Raw genomic sequence first — 1915 nt, forward strand, 5'->3', positions numbered from 1 at the left:
TATCTACGCCATTTTCCCGAAAAACTGGGGCTAATTCGTTATATCCGGGTAAATGGGAGGTGGAACAGGTGGGAGTGAATGCCCCGGGTAAGGCAAAAAGAACAACGGTTTTTCCTTTGAATAATTCCTCGCTGGTGATGTTCACCCATTGATTATTTTGACGCACGGGAAAGGTGACATCGGGAACTCTCTGCCCTTCTCGGTTTGGTAGCATAATCGTCAACTCCTAATTGCTAAGTCGTACTCATTTCGAGTTTGTATAAATTAAGTGTAATCATAACGACTACGAGTTGTCAACAAGTATTTATGCTTAAATCAGGAGATAGGAGACAGGAGGCAACAGGCAACAGGCAAGAGTCTCCAAGAAGGAATCTGGCAATTCTCCCACCTAAAAAGAAGATTAGAAACTAAGTACATCAAAGCTTTTAGCTGAACAAATAAGGTTTTAGATTCGTCCGTTGTTATCAGTTACTTCTGTCTCCTGTATACTGTCTCCTGTCTCCCTTCTCCCCACTTCCCCACCTCCCAATTCATAATTCATAATTCATAATTCCCACTTCTCCCCACACCCAACCCCTTTTTTTACTGAAAAATGATGTTTTCCTTCCTGAAAAAAAGCTATAAATGGCTAGGACTAGCGATAATAACGGTGATTTTGGCGATTACACCCGCCGTCATTGCCCAATCAACCACTAGCACCATACCTCTGGCAAAAATTAACTGGTTACAGGCGATTTTTTTGGGATTTGTGCAGGGAGTGACGGAATTTTTGCCGATTAGCAGTACCGCTCATTTAAAAGCGATTCCCGTCTTTTTGGGTTGGGGAGATCCTGGTGTCACCTATACAGCAGTGATTCAATTGGGCAGTATTGCGGCGGTATTGTCCTATTTTTGGCAGGATTTAAGGCAAATATCCACGGGAATGGTGAAAGCGGTGGCTAGTTCCGATTATCGTTCCCAGGATTTTCGTTTAGCCGTGGGGATTATCCTAGGCACAATTCCGATCGTTTTCTTCGGTTTGTTAATGAAACTTTTCATTCCCGATTTAGATAACTCCCCCCTGAGAAGCATGACAGCGATCGCCTGTGCCTCCATAGTCATGGCTTTACTCTTAGGTACGGCCGAAAAAATCGGGAAACATAAACGCAGTTTTGAGACTTTGCGACAAAAAGACGGGGTTTTAATGGGATTAGCCCAAGCTTTAGCCCTAATACCGGGGGTATCTCGTTCTGGGTCCACCTTAACTGCCGGGTTATTCATGGGTTTAGAAAGGGCCGTAGCGGCGCGATTTTCCTTTCTGCTGGGGATTCCGGCGATAACTTTAGCCGGTTTAGTGGAATTTAAAGGAGTTCTCGACCAGATTAACACCAGTGAATTAATTCCCCTCGCTATTGGGGTAATTTCCTCGGCGATATTTTCCTATCTTTCGATCGCTTGGTTATTAGATTATCTCAAAAAACAGAGTACCTGGGTTTTTGTCTGGTATCGTCTCTTTTTCGGGGTTACTATCCTGATTGGTGTGGCCTGGGGGCGTTTTTCCTGACCTTTTGGCATTCTAATTAGGGTTTGCGGCAAAAAGTTTGTTGGTGGGGACAGGGTGTGGGGTGTGGGGTGTGGGGTGTAGGTTTTTACAGATTTTCATCTGGTCAATTACCTAATTTTTAGGGAAAAAGTCCCTGAATTTTCCCCCCGATCACTCCCAGATATGGTACTTTTTGATTGACAAAAAGTCTAAAAGTCTTACCCAACAAGGTTTTTAGCTTTATTCAGCCAGCCCTAATTAATTTCTAAAAAATCTTGCAATTTTTGTAGATAAGTAGGGGCATCTTCTAACATGGGAAAGTGAGCAGTATTAGCCATCTCCACATACTGGATATTATTATTCAAATCCGCCGCCATTTTGCCCATTTTGGCA

At 43.4% G+C, this 1915-nt stretch carries 3 protein-coding genes; 1 reads left to right on the plus strand and 2 read right to left on the minus strand.

From position 1 onward, the window contains the following. Nucleotides 1-214: redoxin family protein (locus tag PX484_RS16020; RefSeq protein WP_288104715.1), on the minus strand; the 214-nt coding region annotated here is incomplete at its 3' end. 378 nt (nt 215-592) lie between these two features. Here PX484_RS16020 and PX484_RS16025 point away from each other — a divergent pair. After that, nucleotides 593-1543, plus strand: a complete 951-nt coding sequence (locus PX484_RS16025) for an undecaprenyl-diphosphate phosphatase (protein WP_043998160.1) — start codon at nt 593-595, stop codon at nt 1541-1543. 233 nt (nt 1544-1776) lie between these two features. Here the strand turns inward: PX484_RS16025 and PX484_RS16030 are convergent. Further along, the coding region (locus PX484_RS16030; RefSeq protein ID WP_287664376.1) for an alpha/beta fold hydrolase at nt 1777-1915 on the minus strand (139 nt) is incomplete at its 5' end.

It is taken from the genome of Microcystis sp. M49636_WE2 (assembly GCF_030065375.1).
Taxonomy (GTDB): domain Bacteria; phylum Cyanobacteriota; class Cyanobacteriia; order Cyanobacteriales; family Microcystaceae; genus Microcystis; species Microcystis aeruginosa_C.